General features: G+C 62.0%; 16 protein-coding genes. 13 read left to right on the top strand and 3 right to left on the bottom strand.

The features are described 5' to 3' along the window. The first annotated feature begins 71 nt into the window (after window positions 1–71). Both F8A10_RS08765 and hspQ read left to right on the top strand, forming a co-directional pair. On the top strand, window positions 72–533 hold the full coding sequence (locus tag F8A10_RS08765; RefSeq protein ID WP_010395610.1) for a CreA family protein: 462 nt from the start codon (window positions 72–74) through the stop codon (window positions 531–533). Between the two features lie 145 nt (window positions 534–678). Then, on the top strand, window positions 679–1011 hold the full coding sequence (gene hspQ, locus F8A10_RS08760; protein ID WP_010395606.1) for a heat shock protein HspQ: 333 nt from the start codon (window positions 679–681) through the stop codon (window positions 1009–1011). A 6-nt stretch (window positions 1012–1017) separates the two neighbouring features. Here the strand turns inward: hspQ and F8A10_RS08755 are convergent, their stop codons facing one another. Together F8A10_RS08755 and F8A10_RS08750 are read right to left on the bottom strand one after the other, a co-directional pair. Further along, on the bottom strand, window positions 1018–1509 hold the full coding sequence (locus F8A10_RS08755) for an ATP-binding protein (protein WP_227493373.1): 492 nt from the start codon (window positions 1507–1509) through the stop codon (window positions 1018–1020). A 59-nt stretch (window positions 1510–1568) separates the two neighbouring features. Then, on the bottom strand, window positions 1569–1922 hold the full coding sequence (locus F8A10_RS08750; protein WP_010395602.1) for an STAS domain-containing protein: 354 nt from the start codon (window positions 1920–1922) through the stop codon (window positions 1569–1571). A 915-nt stretch (window positions 1923–2837) separates the two neighbouring features. Here F8A10_RS08750 and F8A10_RS21090 point away from each other — a divergent pair. The 6 genes from F8A10_RS21090 (at window position 2838) to F8A10_RS08725 (ending at window position 8081) form a co-directional block, all read left to right on the top strand. Next, window positions 2838–3011 carry a zinc metalloprotease gene (locus F8A10_RS21090; protein ID WP_193668113.1) on the top strand — a complete coding sequence of 58 codons (174 nt, stop codon included), beginning with the start codon at window positions 2838–2840 and terminating at the stop codon, window positions 3009–3011. 293 nt (window positions 3012–3304) lie between these two features. Next, on the top strand, window positions 3305–3883 hold the full coding sequence (locus F8A10_RS08745) for a hypothetical protein (RefSeq protein ID WP_152367149.1): 579 nt from the start codon (window positions 3305–3307) through the stop codon (window positions 3881–3883). A gap of 200 nt (window positions 3884–4083) precedes the next feature. Next, on the top strand, window positions 4084–5496 hold the full coding sequence (locus tag F8A10_RS08740; RefSeq protein ID WP_029371918.1) for a circularly permuted type 2 ATP-grasp protein: 1413 nt from the start codon (window positions 4084–4086) through the stop codon (window positions 5494–5496). A 14-nt stretch (window positions 5497–5510) separates the two neighbouring features. Further along, window positions 5511–6470 (top strand): alpha-E domain-containing protein, encoded by a 960-nt coding sequence (locus F8A10_RS08735; RefSeq protein ID WP_085502283.1) that lies wholly within the window; start codon window positions 5511–5513, stop codon window positions 6468–6470. Between the two features lie 15 nt (window positions 6471–6485). After that, window positions 6486–7292, top strand: a complete 807-nt coding sequence (locus F8A10_RS08730) for a transglutaminase family protein (RefSeq protein ID WP_152367148.1) — start codon at window positions 6486–6488, stop codon at window positions 7290–7292. Between the two features lie 66 nt (window positions 7293–7358). Then, window positions 7359–8081, top strand: coding sequence for an Ntn hydrolase family protein (locus F8A10_RS08725; protein ID WP_010395591.1), 723 nt, complete (start codon window positions 7359–7361; stop codon window positions 8079–8081). A gap of 9 nt (window positions 8082–8090) precedes the next feature. On the opposite strand, the gene mutS is transcribed toward F8A10_RS08725, so the two are convergent. After that, window positions 8091–10739, bottom strand: a complete 2649-nt coding sequence (mutS, locus tag F8A10_RS08720; RefSeq protein ID WP_152367147.1) for a DNA mismatch repair protein MutS — start codon at window positions 10737–10739, stop codon at window positions 8091–8093. A 295-nt stretch (window positions 10740–11034) separates the two neighbouring features. Here mutS and F8A10_RS08715 point away from each other — a divergent pair, with 295 nt between their 5' ends. From F8A10_RS08715 to F8A10_RS08695, 5 genes are all read left to right on the top strand, one after another. Continuing rightward, on the top strand, window positions 11035–11874 hold the full coding sequence (locus F8A10_RS08715; protein ID WP_029371916.1) for a 2-keto-4-pentenoate hydratase: 840 nt from the start codon (window positions 11035–11037) through the stop codon (window positions 11872–11874). 123 nt (window positions 11875–11997) lie between these two features. Then, entirely contained in the window at window positions 11998–13104 is a 1107-nt protein-coding gene (locus F8A10_RS08710) for an ABC transporter substrate-binding protein (protein ID WP_152367146.1), read from the top strand. A 52-nt stretch (window positions 13105–13156) separates the two neighbouring features. Further along, the gene (locus F8A10_RS08705; RefSeq protein ID WP_010395582.1) at window positions 13157–14005 is read left to right on the top strand and encodes an ABC transporter permease; all 849 of its coding nucleotides are present in this window, start codon (window positions 13157–13159) and stop codon (window positions 14003–14005) included. Then, entirely contained in the window at window positions 14002–14784 is a 783-nt protein-coding gene (locus tag F8A10_RS08700; RefSeq protein ID WP_010395581.1) for an ABC transporter permease, read from the top strand. The genes F8A10_RS08705 and F8A10_RS08700 overlap by 4 nt, the downstream gene beginning before the upstream one ends. Continuing rightward, on the top strand, window positions 14781–15815 hold the full coding sequence (locus tag F8A10_RS08695; protein WP_010395580.1) for an ABC transporter ATP-binding protein: 1035 nt from the start codon (window positions 14781–14783) through the stop codon (window positions 15813–15815). Before F8A10_RS08700 ends, F8A10_RS08695 begins: the two co-directional genes overlap by 4 nt. The last annotated feature ends 58 nt before the right edge of the window (window positions 15816–15873 follow it).

Genomic DNA, 15873 nt, shown 5'->3' with positions numbered 1-15873 from the left:
TTCATAGCCATCTTGCGACAGCCCTTCGGGACCACCATCTTGCATGGCGCGATATTGTTCTGGAGGGTTCGATGAAAACTGGGTTGGCCGCGCTGATGCTCATGGCCGTGCCCGCCTCGGCCGAAGTCGTGGGCGAGGTCGGGGTGGACTGGGTTGGAAACGATATCATTGTCGAAGCCATCGCTGATCCCAAGGTTCAAGGCGTGACCTGCCATCTGGCTTACTTTGAGCGTTCGGTGCTTGACAGGCTAAGCCAGGGAAACTGGTTCGAGGATCCCTCGAACTCGGCCATCGAATGCACGCGCACCGGCCCGGTCCGCATCGGGGACATTCGTCGCGGTCCTGAGGGTGAGGATGTGTTCAGCGCCTCACGTTCGCTGATCTTCAAGGCGCTGCGTGTCAAGCGCATCTATGATGAAGACAATCAGGTGCTGATCTATCTGGCCCATACCGATCAGGTGAAAGAGGGGTCGGCCAAGATGTCGATCTCGACCGTGGCGCTGGAGCCGGGCGAGGCGTTGCCTGCAAAGTAAGTCCAGCCTCTGGCCAAGCCGCGCGGATTTCGGATGAAAGCAGCAAAAATCCGTGTCAAAATTGACCGATACGGATTGTTCATGTCCGACAGGTGGACTCCGGCGCCCCAGGGCTGTATGAGCCGCGCGAAACAGGAATGGTAAGATGCGGATTCCGTCCAAGACCGCGAAATATAATCTGGGCCAGGTGGTTCGCCATCGTGAACATCCCTTCCGCGGGGTGGTCTTTGACGTGGACCCCGAATTCTCAAATACTGAGGAGTGGTATGAGTCCATTCCCGAGGATTCACGTCCGGCCCGCAACCAGCCCTTCTACCATCTTTATGCCGAGACCGAGGCGACCTATTACGTGGCCTATGTCTCAGAGCAGAATCTGGTTCCGGACAATTCCGGGGAGCCACTGGAACATCCTGAAGTGATGGAGATGTTCGGTGAATTTCAGGACGGCCGTTATCCCTTGCAATTCGGGCTGAACTGAAGGGCTTTAGCCCTCATTCGACGCGACTGGCTGCCGGGGCGGTTCGGCTACAGGTACGATAAAGCCTAGGAAATTTCGCCTGCCTTCACGGAAATAGCTCAACGAAGCCGTCAGTTCCTGAATCAAGAACCAGCCAAAACCGCCTTCGGGCAATAAAAGGATTGCATCCAAAGCATCTGCCGGCGCTGAAATCGTGGGCAGGCCGTGAGCCTCCAGACAAGAGGGGGGCAGCGGCCGACCATCATCTGTTACCGCACAGGCTATGCCGCCCACATGTCGAGCGACGCATAGGTGGATCAGCGGTATATGAGGCTGGCCCTGTAACCGCTCAGCTTCGTGTCTGATGCCGTGTTCGCAGATATTGTTCAGCACTTCGGCCAGCGCCAGCTCGACTTTCGAGATGACCTCACTTTCAGCGCAGCCGTCGAACCGCTCACGCAGGAAATGCAGGACCGCGCGCACCGTTGCGGGGTTGGCGCGGAAAATCCGGTGAAACATGGGCTGCCGTCCCGGCGGGGGGCATCGCAGCCGTGTTTCAGCCTGCTTGAATGCCGCATTCATTCCGCGGCTCTTTTATTGCTGCTGGCAGGGGTCTCAGCCCATTCTTGAATGGGAAGAACTTTATCCATTCTGGTCAGACGGAATACCCGTTCGACATTCGGAGTCATGCCCGTCAGCGTTAATTTTTTTCCTGATGGCATCGCCTTGTAAATGGCAATAATCGCCCCAAGGCCCGAGCTGTCCATAAAATCAACCCCGCCCAAGTCCAGAATTATCTGGATTCCTCCGGTGGCGATCATCCCGCGTATGCGATCCTTGAACGCTGTGGCGATAGCTGCATCAAGGCGGCGTTCATCGACACGGATGATCAGCCCGTCTGGATGAGGCAGCGATTTAAGTTGCATCGTCATATCCCGGTTTCCTGTAATTCTGCCTATCTCTAATGTCCTAATCCTTACCGCTTGGTAAGCGCTCTCAGGATTTGCGCCGCAAACAGTGAAAAAGGAATGAAATTATTCCCGGCATTTTAGTTGCCGGTTGATTGCCGGTGAATGGAACCGTTGAACCGCAAAACCATGCGTGCCAGAGTTCCGGGACATTCTGCCCATGGATGGAAGAGGAAAACATACGCCTTGCCCATTCCGCGATTTTGCTTGCAGTCGTGTGCCATAAGCGGCGCTTATGGCGGCGCGACCCCGTGGCGCTGATCTGCCGGCCCGGGTAAAGTGCCCCGGTGGTCCGCATTTGCACGGCTTCGGGCGGGGCTCTGCGAGGGGGCGGGCGGGTTATCAGCTTGTTGCCGGCAAGAACGCTCTGCTGCACCTTACGTTGAAGGCTGAGAGTCCGAATCCCGTAATCTTGCGGGTACGTCTGGTGGCCGAAGATGGCGCGGATCGGCGCGCGGGAGATGAGCCTGAACTGTCGGTTATGGACCGGACGTCGTGCCCGGGGAATTAACTGCGTGCTTTTGCCGAGCTTCTGATCGAAAATGCGTTGCCACGGACAGAACGGGACTGATTGTCGCTGCAAGAACTCTCAGAGTACCCCGGGCGGTGCAAAATGCTCCTGCAGGCTCAGCGCATAGGCTTCAACCATCCAAGGGCATTCTGAACCTCTGCCAGATAAGCAGGGGATCTGAAGATCGGGACTGGTTGAATAGAAGGTATCGGCGGGCTGGCATCCTGCGGCCGTTATTCAACACCCGGCAGCAGGAAGGTGTACGAGATGGGCAGGTTTTCAAAGGCTGAGATCACCCGTCGGCTGACCGATGGCTATTGGAAAGCCAGGGCTGCGGCCGCCGTTCGTTCGATGTCAGGCCGCGTGGAGTGCTGAACGTGGACCTCCCCGGGCCGTCGGCAGAGGGCCGGCAGTTTGCCAGAAAGACTCTGCCCGCCTGGGAGGCGGTTGCCGGTATTACCTTCAGCCGCGATCCCGGTCTCTGCGCCACCATCCATATCACCTTTGGTGACTATGGTCAGGACGCTGTCCTTCATCAATGATGACCGGCGAAAGGATCGCGAGCTGTCATGTGAATGTGGGGTCGCTGTGGCAATGGGTGTATGACGAGAAAACCGATAGCCGGGTCAGCCTGTTCCGTCGTAGCGCGCCTGCTGCGTAATACGGATAGCCCTGAGCCGATCATATTCACCATCTGTGATCGCGACTGTGTGGATACGCTGTATCTTGCCTCGGACAATCATGATCGGCGGATCTCGCCGACGCCTGGAACCGTATCCGGGGCCCATGGCTTGTCGGCAATATTTCGATCACCTCCGATACGCTGATCGGGAACATGCAGGCCGGTCGCGGCAACGATCTGGTGATCGGAAACAGCGCCGACAACGATGTCTATGTCCCCGACGTCAAAGACAAGATCGTTGAGACAAGAGACAGCGGTATCAATCCGGTTCGGTCCTATGCCTGCATGAGGCTGGGCTGGTGGCTTGAGAACCTGGTTCTGGGATCGGACAAGGCGCAGAACGGTTCCGGCAATTCACTGGCGAACCGGATCACCGGAATGCTCGCACCAATCGTCTCAGCAGTCGTGGAGGTAATGACGCGCCTGTCGGCGTGGCCGGAAACGACACTTTTATCGGTGGTGCAGACAGTGGCTCTCTGCTGGGCGGTGGCGGGGCCGACTGCTTTTGCCGGTGGTCGGGATAAGGCACGGGGTTTTCATAACAATATCGACGGGCAGCAAATCGGCGGCACGCTGTGGGGCGGAGCCGAAATGAGCGCGGCCGCGGCACTGCAGGAGGTCGGCCGGGTCGTCGACGGCAATACCGTTCAGGATTTTGGCAAAGGCGATACCATCATGCTGAACGGAGTCGGCGATCTTGGCGCGCTCGAAGATGATCCGATCATTTTCTGACGATCTGTCTGCGCATCTTTTCCCGGCTTTGCTGCGTTAAACTGCTGTGGACAGGGCCGCTGCTGCTGAACTGCCTTATATTTGGGCGGAGTGAGGCTCTGCTCTGACAAAAACGGATTTCCCGACCATTCGCGGGGGACGCGCTGTGGACAGTGCCACTGCGGATGCGAAGATCGGGGACAAAGCAGGGGGTGGTGAAGATGATGAACTGTTACAACGAGATGCTCGAAGGCGATCGGGTGCGTGAACCCTATGCCATGCTGTCTGAATGGATCGAGACCATGCCGGTCGAGATCCGCCAGATGAAGCAGGCCGAGGCCGAGGCGCTGTTTCGTCGCATCGGTATCACCTTTGCCGTCTATGGCGAGGGGGGCGATCCGGACCGGCTGATCCCCTTTGACATGATGCCGCGGGTGTTCCTGCAGGCCGAATGGCGCCGGCTTGAAAGGGGGATCAAGCAGCGCGCCCGGGCGCTGAACGCTTTTCTGCGCGATGTTTACGGGCGGGCCGAGATCGTGCGCGCGGGCCGTATCCCGGCGCGGCTTGTTTATCAGAACGACGCTTATGAAAAAGCGATGGCAAACTTTACCCCGCCACGCGGTGTCTATTCCCATATCGTCGGTATCGACATCGTTCGCACTGGACGGGATGAGTTTTATGTGCTTGAGGACAATTGCCGCACCCCCTCGGGCGTCAGCTATATGCTGGAAAACCGCGAGATCATGATGCGCATGTTCCCGGCGCTGTTCCGCAACAACCGGATCGAGCCGGTGGATCAGTATCCTGAACTGCTGCGCCGCACGCTTGTTTCTGTCGCGCCGCGGAAATGCGAGGGGCCGCCGACCATCGTCATCCTGACCCCCGGCCATTACAACAGCGCCTATTATGAGCACAGCTTTCTGGCCAACCTGATGGGCGTCGAACTGGTCGAGGGCAGCGACCTATTTGTCGACGGCGGCTTTGTTTATATGCGCACCACGCAGGGGCCAAAGCGCGTCGATGTCATCTATCGCCGCATTGATGACCAGTTCCTTGATCCTTTGTGTTTTCGCCGCGATTCCATGCTGGGCGTGCCGGGACTGATGGATGTCTATCGTTCGGGCGGAGTGTCGATCACCTCGGCGCCGGGGGCGGGCGTCGCAGATGACAAGGCGGTCTATACCTTCGTCCCCGAAATGATCCGCTTTTACCTCGGCGAAGAGCCGATCCTGCGCAACGTTCAGACCTGGACGCTGTGGAAAGACGAGGATTATCGCTATGTCATGGCCAACCTCAAGGATCTGGTGGTCAAAGAGGTCCACGGTTCGGGCGGCTATGGCATGTTGATCGGCCCCCGCGCCAGCAAGGCCGAGATCGAGTCGTTTGCCGAGCGGATCAAGGCCAGCCCCGGCAATTACATCGCCCAGCCGACGCTGGCACTGTCCACAAGCCCGACTTTCGTCAATGAGGGGGTGGCGCCGCGACATGTCGACCTGCGGCCCTTCTGCCTGTGCGGAGACCGGATCGAACTGGTGCCGGGCGGGCTGACGCGGGTCGCGCTGCGCGAGGGCTCGCTGGTCGTGAACTCGTCTCAGGGCGGGGGCGTCAAGGACACCTGGGTCCTGACGGAATAGGAAAGGGGTCAGCCATGCTCAGCCGCACCGCCGCCAACCTGTTCTGGATGGGTCGTCATCTGGAACGTGCCGAAACCGCCGCCCGTCTTTTGGACGTGGGTGCGCGTATCACGCTGTTGCCAAACACCGAAGAGGGGTATCGCAACGAATGGGACTCGCTTTTGCGTGCCTCGGGCGCCAGCACTGCATTCGCCGAACATTACGGCGATGAAATCACGCAGGAAAATATCGAAAGCTGGCTTTTCTTTGACCATGCCAACCCGTCCTCGGTCGCCTCATGTATCGAGCGCGCGCGTGAGGGCGGGCGGATCGTGCGCACGGCGCTGACCAGTCAGGTCTGGGATGCGCTCAACACCGCCTATCAAGAACTGCGGTCGCTGGAGCGGCGGCCGCGCAGCCAGCTTGATACCGCGATGCTGACCGACTTTACCACGCGCCATGGCTCGACCGTGCGCGGGGCGATCAACGCAACCCAGTTGCGCAACGACGGCTGGCATTTTCTGAACCTTGGCTATTCGCTTGAACGGGCAGATGCCACCGCGCGGCTGCTGGACGTGAAATATTATGTGCTGCTGCCGCAGGTCGAGTTCGTCGGATCCGGGCTCGACAATTATCAATGGCAGGTGATCCTGCGCGCGCTTTCGGCGCATCGTGCCTTTCACTGGGCCTATGGCGGCGATGTAACGGCGATGAAGGTCGCCGATTTTCTGATCCTGAACGGGGAAAGCCCGCGTTCGCTTCTGACCTCGCTCTACGAGGCGGTCTGGCATCTGGACGGGCTGGTGCGCCGCTATGGCGAGGGCGTGCCCGCCACCGCCTCGGTCCGGGCGCATGAGACGATGAAACGCCTGCTTGCCCGCAATATCGACGAGATCTTTGACGAGGGGCTGCACGAGTTCCTCACCTGGTTCATCAGCGAGGTGGCCAGCATCTCGACCGCCGTGCATGATGATTACCTAAGCGGCCGGATGTAAAAAGGGGGGCGCATCATGCGGCTGAAAATTACCCATGAAACCAGCTATTTCTATGACCCACCGGCGCAGGGGCTGGTGCAGAGCCTGCGGCTGACGCCCTCGGTCTATGAGGGACAGAGGGTTGCGGACTGGACCATCTCGGTCTCGGGCGGGCAACGCGGTGCGGCTTTTCGCGACGGGGCGGGCGACTGGATCGAGGGCTGGACCGTGCGCGGCCCGGTGCAAGAGGTCGTCGTCTCGATCTCGGGTCAGGTCGAGACGCGCGATACCGCCGGTGTTTTGCGCGGCCATCGTGAAAGCGTTCATCCGCTGGTCTACCTGCGCCCGACGCCCGCGACCGGTCTGGATACGGCGTTGCGCGATCTGGCCCATTCGGCCCAGGGTGAGGACGGGTTGGACCTGGCCCATCGGCTGGCTGCCGCCGTGACACAGGCGGTTGCCTATAGCCCGGGCGTGACCGATGCGCGGACCACCGCGGCCGAGGCGCTGGCGCTGGGGCAGGGGGTCTGTCAGGACCATGCCCATGTGCTGATTGCCTGCGCCCGCGAACGGGGTCTGCCGGCGCGCTATGTCTCGGGCTATCTGCATTCCAGCCGGGATGGTCAACCCCATGACGCAGCCCATGCCTGGGCCGAGATTCATGTCGGCCCCCTTGGATGGGTCGGCTTTGACGCGGCCAATGCCTGCTGCCCCGATGACCGCTATGTGCGGCTTGGCTCGGGTCTGGATGCGGATGACGCGGCCCCGGTGCGCGGCACCACCTTTGGCACGGGCGACGAAAGCCTTGATGTGCGCGTACAGGTCGAGGAAATGGAGCAATAGCCTTGCTGTTGCGCCTCGCCCCCGGCGGGCGTATCCGTCAGGGAGTTTTTGTGCCATGGGACGGTCATGACCTATTGCGTCGGTCTTAAGCTCAACGAAGGGTTGGTCCTTTTGTCGGACACCCGCACCAATGCCGGGCTGGACAACATCTCGACCTATCGCAAGATGTTCTTCTTTGAGAAACCGGGCGAGCGGATCATCACCATCATGACCGCCGGCAGCCTGTCGGTCACCCAGACCACCATCGCCCGGCTGCAAGAGGCGATCGACCTGCCCGAAGCGGATGAGACCACCTCGATCATGCGCGCCCAGACCATGCTGCAGGTGGCGACGATCATCGGCAATACGCTGAACCGCACCCGGCGAGAGATTGTCGAGCAATGCCGCGAACTGAACCAGCAGGCCAGCGCCAGCATGATCGTCGGCGGTCAGCGTGCCGGGGGCGAGATGCGGCTGTTCCTGATCTATCCCGAGGGCAATTTCATCGAGGCGACCGAGGACACACCCTTTCTGCAGATCGGCGAACATAAATACGGCAAGCCGATCCTTGACCGGGTGGTGCGGCCCGACACCTCTCTGGACGACGCACAAAAGGCGGCGCTGCTGTCGATGGATTCGACCCTGCGTTCAAACCTGTCGGTGGGGATGCCGCTGGATCTGGCGGTGATCCGCAAGGACGATTGCCGCGTCAGCCATCGTCGCATCGCCGAGGGCGACCCGGCATTCATGGCCATGTCCGCTGCGTGGTCGGCCGCCCTGCGCGACAGTTTCGTCAAGGTGACGATATAGGCCGCCCGGTCAGGCGGCTCCGTCCTCGTCAAGCATCGCCCGCAGCTCATAGACCAGATCCAGCGCCTCACGTGCGCTGATCGTATCGGGGTTCAGCTTGCGCAGGCGTTCCTCGACCACCGAAGGCTGGGGTTGCGACATCGCGCCAGGCGCCGGTGCGGGCGTGGCGCGGAACAGCGGCAGATCGTCAAGCAGCGCGGCCGGTTTTCCGGTGCCCTGCCGCTCTCCGTTTTCTAGCTGGTGCAGGATGTCCCGGGCGCGCTCGACAACGGATGGGGGCAGCCCCGCCAGCCGCGCCACCTGCACGCCATAGGACCTGTCGGCGGCGCCCTTTCTGACCTCGTGCAGAAAGATCACCTCGCCCTCCCATTCGCGCACGGCGACGGTGGCATTCTCGACCCCCGGCAGGCGCGCGGAAAGCGAGGTCATCTCATGATAATGCGTGGCAAAAAGCGCCCGGCAGCGGTTTCTGGCATGCAGATGCTCCAGCACTGCCCAGGCGATGCTAAGCCCGTCCCAGGTCGCCGTACCGCGTCCGATCTCGTCAAGGATGACCAGCGCATGATCGTCGGCCTGATTAAGAATTGCCGCCGTCTCGACCATCTCGACCATGAAGGTCGAGCGACCGCGCGCCAGATCATCCGCCGCACCGACGCGGCTGAACAGCTGACTGACAAGGCCGATATGGGCGCGGCGTGCAGGGACGAACGCCCCAGCCTGCGCCAGAATGGCAATCAGCGCGTTCTGGCGCAGAAAGGTCGATTTACCCGCCATATTCGGACCGGTCAGCAACCAGATCGCCGGAGTGCCGCCTTCGGTCAAAGCGCAGTCATTGGCGACGAAAGCCTCGCCCTTGCGCTTTAGCGCGCGCTCGACGACCGGGTGGCGGCCGCCTTCGATCATAAAGGCGCGGCTGCTGTCCACTTCGGGGCGCACCCACCCCTCGGCCGAGGCAAGATCGGCAAAGGCAGCGGTCAGGTCGATTTCTGCCAGTGCCCGCGCCGCCTGCCCGATCGGGCCCGCCTGTTCAAGAACGGCACCGGTCAGGCGGGCAAATATCTGACGCTCGATCTCCAGCGCGCGGTCGCGGGCGTTGAGGATGCGCGTTTCAAGCTCGGACAGCTCGACCGTGGTAAAGCGGATCTGGTTCGCCGTGGTCTGGCGGTGGATGAACCGTTCGTTCAGCGGCGGAGCCAGCATCTTTTCCGCATGGGTCGAAGTCGTCTCGATAAAGTAACCCAGCACGTTGTTATGCTTGATCTTAAGGCTTTGGACACCGCTTTCGGCAATATAATCAGCCTGCATACTGGCGATGACGCCACGGCCCTCGTCACGCAGGCGGCGGGTTTCGTCCAGATCCTCGTCATAGCCTGCCGCGACAAAGCCCCCGTCGCGGGCAAGCAGCGGCGGTTCGGCGACCAGCGCCTCGTCCAGCAGGTCGATCAGCGCGTCATGGCCCGTCAGGTCGCGGGCGGCCTCGGCCAGAACCTGAATCTGGTCGTCGCCCAGCATGGCGGCGATACGGGCGGCCTGGGTCAGCCCGGCGCGGATCGCGGCCAGATCGCGCGGCCCGCCGCGTTCCAGTGCCAGCCGCGACAGTGCCCGGTCCATATCGGGGACATGGGACAACGCAGAGCGCAGATCGGCACCAAGGCGCGGGTCGTCCACCAGATGGGCGACAGCCGACTGCCGGGCGTGAATTTCGTCCAGATTGCGCGAGGGCGCGCTGATCCGGCGCTCAAGCAGCCGTGCGCCGCCTGCCGTTACGGTGCGGTCAATGGCGGCAAGCAGGCTGCCTTCGCGCCCGCCAGACAAGGCCTGCGTCAGTTCCAGGTTGCGGCGGGTGGCGGCGTCGATCTGCATCGCGCCCCCCAAAGCCTCGCGCACCGGCGGGCGCAAAAGCGGCATCCGGCCCTTTTGCGTCAGCTCCAGATAATCGGCGATCGCGCCCATGGCGGCCAGTTCAGCGCGTGAAAAGTTGCCAAAGCCGTCAAGCGTCTCGACCGAAAACAGTGCGCACAGACGACGCTGGGCGGCGCTGCTGTCAAAGCTGCCGGCGGGCAGTTCGGTCAGTGCGGCGCCCGCCTCGGCCGCGATCTCGGCCAGATCCGAACCTTCGAGGACCAGAAGCTCTCGCGGGGCATTGCGCGCAAGTTCCGGTCCCAGCCGAGCGGGCGGGCAGGTCATGACCCGAAAGGCGCCGGTCGAGATGTCGACCCATGCCAGCGCCGAATCCTCGCGTACGCTGGCAAAGCTGGCGAGGAAATTGTGCCGCCGCGCCTCAAGAAGCGATTCCTCGGTCAGCGTACCGGGGGTGACCAGACGCACCACTTCGCGTGCGACCACGGCTTTTGAGCCGCGCTTGCGGGCTTCGGCCGGGTCCTCCATCTGCTCGGCGATGGCGACGCGAAACCCCTTGCGGATCAGCGTCAGCAGATAGCTTTCCGCGGCATGGACCGGGACGCCGCACATGGGGATCGGCTCACCCATATGGGTGCCGCGCTTGGTCAGGGCGATGTCCAGCGCGGCTGCGGCGGCAACCGCATCGTCAAAGAACATCTCGTAGAAATCCCCCATGCGATAGAACAGCAGCGCGCCGGGATTGGCCTCGCGGATTGCAAGATACTGCACCATCATCGGGGTGGGTTGATCGCTCATGTCCAGCCTTGTCGCCTGCGGTCCCTGTTTGGGGACGCCTGTTCCAAGAGACGCTTCTAAGGGACGCGTCGGCTGATGCAAACAGCATGGCTGCAAATCGCGTAGATCAAGGTGAAAACGGGCGCGGGCCACACGCGGCAACTGTCCGGCACCGTTCGCGGTATTTGTCGCGGGAGCCGGGCCTGAATTGTTGTGTCTCCGGTGCCATAAATGCCCGCCCTGTGCGCAAAAATCACGGTGACAGTTGCCGCGCATTGCGGCATCGTCTGCCAAAACCTGTTCGTGAGGCCGGACGATGAGATCGTTGATTCTGGGTGCTATCATGTTGTCATTGGCGGGCGCGGCCAATGCGGCCTGCCCGGATGTCTCGCTGATGCAGAACGCCGCGCGCGGCTGGATCGCAGGTCAGCGCCTGCCCGATCCGCTTGTCCGCACGGCGCAGGATGCAAGCTGTGCCTATGCCTCGTTCCGCAGCGTGCTTGAGACCGAGCTGGGCGCGCCCGTGGGCGTCAAGGTCGGCTTTACCTCACGCCCGGTGCAAGAGCGGTTCGGCGTGACCCAGCCCGTCTCGGGGGCGCTTTTCGCGCCGATGCTGGTGCCCGATGGCTCGCGCCTTAGCCTCAAGGGCAGCCGCTCGCCGTTTTTTGAGGCCGATCTGGTCGTGACCGTCGGCAGCTCTGCCATCATGCAGGCGCGCACCCGCGAAGAGGTGGCGGCGGCGCTGAAAGATGTGCGGCCGTTCATCGAACTGCCCGATCTGGCGCTGCAAAAGGGGGTGACGCCCACCGGTCCCCTGATGGCGGCCTATGGCGTGACGCCCTGGCGCGGCGTGCTGGGACGCGGCATTCCGATTTCGGACCTGCGTGACCCGGTCGCCGATCTGGCGGGGCTGACGGTGAACCTCAAGCTTGACGGAAACAGCATCGACGCGGGCACAGGGCAAATGCTGCTGGGCCATCCTCTGGATGTGGTGCTGTGGCTGATCGAGCAGGGCGGCTATGAGCTAAAGCCCGGATCGGTGATTTCGCTGGGCTCGCTGGGCGGTTTGCATCCGGCACTGCCCGGTCACCGGATCGAGGCCGACTATCGGATCGGCGGCAAGACCATGAAGGTCGGTGCCGTGCTTGTCCCCTGATCTTGCGTCTGCGGTGAAAAAAACCTTTGCCAGCAAGGGCGTCGTGTCGCAAGACTGTCACCGGGGGCCGCTAGGTGGCATCCAGCCGCCAACTGGGGGCGTGTTCTGGAACGGAGTTGACCAATGACGATTCAACCGACTGTGGCAGGTCTTGCCGCTTTGATCGCGCTTGGGGCCTCGGGGGCTGCCTCGGCGCAGGATCTTGCGGCGCTGGAGGAGGCCGCCAAGGCCGAAGGTATGCTGACCACCATCGCGCTGCCGCATGACTGGTGCGGCTATGGCGAGGTGATCGCCGGCTTCAAGGCGAAATACCCCGAAATCAAGGTCAACGAGCTTAACCCCGATGCGGGCTCGGCAGATGAGCTTGAGGCGATCCGTGCCAACAAGGACAACAAGGGTCCGCAGGCGCCGGACGTGATCGACGTCGGCCTGTCCTTTGGCCCGCAGGCGCAGGCCGAGGGGCTGATCCAGCCCTATAAGGTTTCGACCTGGGATACGATTCCCGATGATGCCAAGGACCCCGATGGTCACTGGTACGGCGATTACTACGGCGTGATGGCTTTTGGCGTGAACACCGACCTGATCGACGAGGCGCCGAAAACCTGGAAGGACCTGACCAAGCCCGAATATGCGAACGCCTTTGCGCTGGCAGGCGATCCGCGCGCCTCGGCGCAGGCGATCATTTCGGTCATGGCGGCCGGCATCGCCAATGGCGGAGAGCCGGGCGAGGCTTCGGGTCAGAAGGGCATGGAACTGATGGCCGAGGTTCACAAGGCCGGCAATTTCGTGCCCGTCATCGGCAAATCGGCGACCATCGCGCAGGGCGCGACGCCGATCGTCACCGCATGGGACTATAACCTGCTGTCCTGGCGCGACAGTCTGAATGGCAACCCGCCGGTCGAGGTGCTGATCCCCGAGGACGGCGTGGTTGCGGGCGTCTATGTGCAGGCGATCTCGGCCTATGCGCCGCATCCGAACGCAGCCAAGCTGTGGATGGAGTACCTGTATTCGGACGAAGGTCAGCTTGGCTGGCTCAAGGGCTATTGCCACCCGATCCGCTTCAACGATCTGGTCAAGAACGGTAAAGTCCCGCAAGAGCTGCTGGACGCGCTGCCCGAGGCCTCGGCCTATGAAAAGGCGATCTTCCCGACCCTTGAGCAGCAGGAAGCCAACAAGAAGGCTGTGACCGAAGGCTGGGACAAGGTCGTCGGCGCAGCGGTTCAGGAATAAGAGAAAGGGACCCCGTCCACGCGGCGGGGCCACCCCCAACGGGCGAGGCGGAATGAGACAGATCGGCTGGAACTGGCTGGGCATCCTGCCCTTTTTCGCCTTTGCCCTGCTGTTTCTGGTGCTGCCGACGATGAATATCGTCATCGGCGCATTTCAGAACCCGCAAGGTCAGTTTACGTTCGACAATCTTGCGGGGCTGACCTCGCCGCGGATCGTGTCCAGCTTTGCTATTTCGATCAAGGTGTCGCTGGCCTCGGCGCTGCTTGGCTGCCTGATCGGCTTTGCCATGGCGGCAGCGGTGGTGATGGGCGGCGTGCCGGGCTGGATCAAGGCGCCTTTGATGACCTTTTCGGGGGTCGCCTCGAACTTTGCCGGGGTGCCGCTGGCCTTTGCCTTTATCGCCACCCTGGGCCGGGTCGGTCTGGTCACCATGCTGCTGCGGCAGTGGTTTGGCATCAATATCTATGCGCTGGGTTTCAACCTGCTGTCCTTTTGGGGCCTGACGCTGACCTATCTGTTCTTTCAGATCCCGCTGATGATCCTGATCATCACCCCAGCTCTGGAGGGGCTCAAGCGTGAATGGCGCGAGGCGGCCGAGGTGCTTGGTGCCTCGACCGGGCAATATTGGCGGATGGTGGCGCTGCCGATTCTGTTCCCGTCGCTGCTGGGCACTTTCGCGCTGCTGTTTGCCAACAGCTTTGGTGCGGTGGCGACGGCCTATGCGCTGACCGGCTCGTCGCTGTCGATCGTGCCGATCATGCTGTTTGCGCAGATCAGGGGCGATGTGCTGCAAGACCCGCACCTGGGCTATGCCATGGCTTTCGGCATGATCGTCGTGACCGGGCTTGCGAACCTTGCCTATGTCATCATGCGCACCCGGGCCGAGAGGTGGATGCGATGAAACGGGTCTGGTCCTGGGCCGCGCTGATCCTTGGCGGCCTTTATTTTCTCTTGCCGCTTATCGGTACGATCGAGTTTTCGCTACGAATGCGGCGCGGGGAATATTCGCTGGATGCCTATCGCTCGGTGCTGTCGGACGCGAATTTCCGTGCCACTTTCAGCTATTCGGTGGTGATGGCGCTGCTGACCATCGTGCTGGGGGTGCTGATCGTCGTGCCGACCGCCTATTGGGTGCGGCTGCGTCTGCCCCGCCTGCGGCCGGTGATCGAGTTCATCACCCTGCTGCCTCTGGTCATTCCGGCCATCGTCGTCGTCTTTGGCTATATCCGGCTTTACAACACCTCGTCGGTGCTGCCGCTGACCGGGACGGCATCGGGCACCAATCTTTTGCTTTTGTGCGGTTATGCCACGCTGGCGCTGCCCTATATGTATCGCGCCGTCGATACCGGGCTTTCGACGCTTGACGTGCGCAGCCTGACGGAGGCCGCGCAATCCCTCGGCGCTGGCTGGACGCGGATCATCGGCCGGCTGATCCTGCCCAATGTGCTGGGGGCGGTGATGTCCGGGGCATTTCTGTCCTTTGCCATCGTCATTGGCGAATTCACCATGGCGGCGTTGCTGAACCGGCCGGCGTTCGGACCCTACATGCAATTGCTTGGCGCGAACCGCGCTTATGAACCGGCGGCGCTGGCAGTGATCGCCTTTGCCGTCACCTGGGGTTGCATGGGGGTGATGCAACTGATCTCTCGCCTGTTTGGCACACGGATACCCGCGAAATGAGCTTTCTGACCCTAGACCATCTGCAAAAATCCTTTGGTACGACCCGGGTCGTGCACGGCTTTGACCTGAGCGTGGAAAAGGGCGAGTTTGTGTCCTTTCTTGGCCCCTCGGGTTGCGGCAAGACCACGGTGCTGCGCATGGTCGCCGGGTTTGAAACGCCAAGTGCGGGCCGCGTGGTGATCGACGGGCAGGATGTGACCCGCGCCCGGCCGAACCAGCGTCGGATCGGCATGGTGTTTCAGTCCTATGCGCTGTTTCCGAACCTTACGGTGGCGGAAAACGTGGGCTTTGGCCTTAAGGTCGGCGGTGTTCCCCGGGCCGAGCGGGCCGGTCGCGTGACCGAAATGCTTGAGTTGATCGGCCTGCCAGATCTGGGCGGGCGCTATCCCTGGCAGCTGTCGGGCGGTCAGCAACAGCGAGTGGCGCTGGCCCGCGCCCTTGCGCCGCGTCCGCGTGTTCTGCTGCTCGATGAGCCGCTGTCGGCGCTGGATGCCAAGATCCGCGTCAGCCTGCGCAACCAGATCCGAGAGATCCAGCAGCAGCTGGGCATCACCACCATCTTTGTCACCCACGATCAGGAAGAGGCGCTGTCGATCTCGGACCGTATCGTGGTCATGCATAAGGGGGTCGCGGATCAGATCGGCACTCCGGCGCAGATCTATAATCAGCCTGCGACCGATTTCGTCGCCGGCTTTGTCGGCACGCTGAACCGTTTCGCAGCCGAGGTACTGGACCCTGCACGTGGCATCGTCCGCGTCGAGGGGGCAGAGATCGCCCTTGACCGCCCCTTGTCCCTGGGCGGTGTCACCCTTGCCGCGCGGCCCGAAAGCCTGCGCATCGCCGAGCATGGCATCCCGGCCGAGATTACCGGCGTTGAATTCCTTGGTTCGGTTCAGCGTCTGCGGGCGCGGGTGGGCGGGCAGGAAGTGGTGCTTGACCGCTTTAACGAACCGGGGGCTGCCCTGCCTCAGCCGGGCGTTCGGGTGCATCTGACCGCGCCGCCATCGGGCTGGCTGGTGCTGGGTGAATAGTCCACCCGCCAGGGTTGATCGGCAAAAACTTGCCTAAAAGAACATCTGACCTTTGACT

It is taken from the genome of Paracoccus kondratievae (genome assembly GCF_009301415.1).
Lineage (GTDB): Bacteria > Pseudomonadota > Alphaproteobacteria > Rhodobacterales > Rhodobacteraceae > Paracoccus > Paracoccus kondratievae.
The sequence above is the reverse complement of the archived record's forward strand: the minus strand, read 5'-3'. Positions and strand labels throughout refer to the sequence as shown.

What these genes read in the sequence shown, in the direction of transcription:
- hspQ (WP_010395606.1), top strand. Translation starts at nt 679, where the DNA reads ATGCGGATTCCGTCCAAGACCGCGAAATATAATCTGGGCCAGGTGGTT.
- F8A10_RS08700 (WP_010395581.1), top strand. Translation starts at nt 14,002, where the DNA reads ATGAAACGGGTCTGGTCCTGGGCCGCGCTGATCCTTGGCGGCCTTTAT.
- mutS (WP_152367147.1), bottom strand. Translation starts at nt 10,739, where the DNA reads ATGAGCGATCAACCCACCCCGATGATGGTGCAGTATCTTGCAATCCGC.
- F8A10_RS08730 (WP_152367148.1), top strand. Translation starts at nt 6,486, where the DNA reads ATGCGGCTGAAAATTACCCATGAAACCAGCTATTTCTATGACCCACCG.
- F8A10_RS08715 (WP_029371916.1), top strand. Translation starts at nt 11,035, where the DNA reads ATGAGATCGTTGATTCTGGGTGCTATCATGTTGTCATTGGCGGGCGCG.
- F8A10_RS08750 (WP_010395602.1), bottom strand. Translation starts at nt 1,922, where the DNA reads ATGACGATGCAACTTAAATCGCTGCCTCATCCAGACGGGCTGATCATC.
- F8A10_RS08745 (WP_152367149.1), top strand. Translation starts at nt 3,305, where the DNA reads ATGCAGGCCGGTCGCGGCAACGATCTGGTGATCGGAAACAGCGCCGAC.
- F8A10_RS08725 (WP_010395591.1), top strand. Translation starts at nt 7,359, where the DNA reads ATGACCTATTGCGTCGGTCTTAAGCTCAACGAAGGGTTGGTCCTTTTG.
- F8A10_RS08710 (WP_152367146.1), top strand. Translation starts at nt 11,998, where the DNA reads ATGACGATTCAACCGACTGTGGCAGGTCTTGCCGCTTTGATCGCGCTT.
- F8A10_RS08740 (WP_029371918.1), top strand. Translation starts at nt 4,084, where the DNA reads ATGATGAACTGTTACAACGAGATGCTCGAAGGCGATCGGGTGCGTGAA.
- F8A10_RS08765 (WP_010395610.1), top strand. Translation starts at nt 72, where the DNA reads ATGAAAACTGGGTTGGCCGCGCTGATGCTCATGGCCGTGCCCGCCTCG.
- F8A10_RS08695 (WP_010395580.1), top strand. Translation starts at nt 14,781, where the DNA reads ATGAGCTTTCTGACCCTAGACCATCTGCAAAAATCCTTTGGTACGACC.
- F8A10_RS08735 (WP_085502283.1), top strand. Translation starts at nt 5,511, where the DNA reads ATGCTCAGCCGCACCGCCGCCAACCTGTTCTGGATGGGTCGTCATCTG.
- F8A10_RS08755 (WP_227493373.1), bottom strand. Translation starts at nt 1,509, where the DNA reads ATGTTTCACCGGATTTTCCGCGCCAACCCCGCAACGGTGCGCGCGGTC.
- F8A10_RS08705 (WP_010395582.1), top strand. Translation starts at nt 13,157, where the DNA reads ATGAGACAGATCGGCTGGAACTGGCTGGGCATCCTGCCCTTTTTCGCC.